The 456-nt window shown below is 44.5% G+C and carries 1 protein-coding gene; it reads left to right on the forward strand.

Translation table 11 applies throughout. The annotated features are described in order from the left end of the window. Nucleotides 1-29: 29 nt before the first annotated feature. Nucleotides 30-456, forward strand: a 427-nt coding sequence (locus RJ53_RS11490; RefSeq protein WP_246496124.1) for a PEGA domain-containing protein, incomplete at its 3' end; no start/stop codon positions are given.

Consider the following 456-nt stretch of genomic DNA (forward strand, 5'->3'; position numbering starts at 1 on the left):
ATGCTGACATCTATATTGATGGTACTCATATGGGGAGAACACCGCTGACCGTCTCCGGAATAACTCTTGGTGAACATGAGATTGAGCTGAGAAAGAGTGGGTATCAGACCTGGGTAAAAGAGATAGATGTGACTGAGGCTGCTCTCAGAACCACGTGGTCATATAATCCAACATTAATTGGGGTCACTTATGCGGGGATTAGAATTACTTCAAAACCTGCTGATGCTGACATCTATATTGATGGTATTCATATGGGGAGAACACCGCTGACCGTCTCCGGAATAACTCTTGGTGAACATGAGATTGAGCTGAGAAAGAGTGGGTATCAGACCTGGGTAAAAGAGATAGATGTGACTGAGGCCGCTCTCAGAACCACGTGGTCATATAATCCAACATTAATTGGGGTCACTTATGCGGGGATTAGAATTACTTCAAAACCTGCTGATGCTGACATCT

Source organism: Methanocalculus chunghsingensis, assembly GCF_018132105.1.
Taxonomy (GTDB): Archaea; Halobacteriota; Methanomicrobia; order Methanomicrobiales; family Methanocorpusculaceae; genus Methanocalculus; species Methanocalculus chunghsingensis.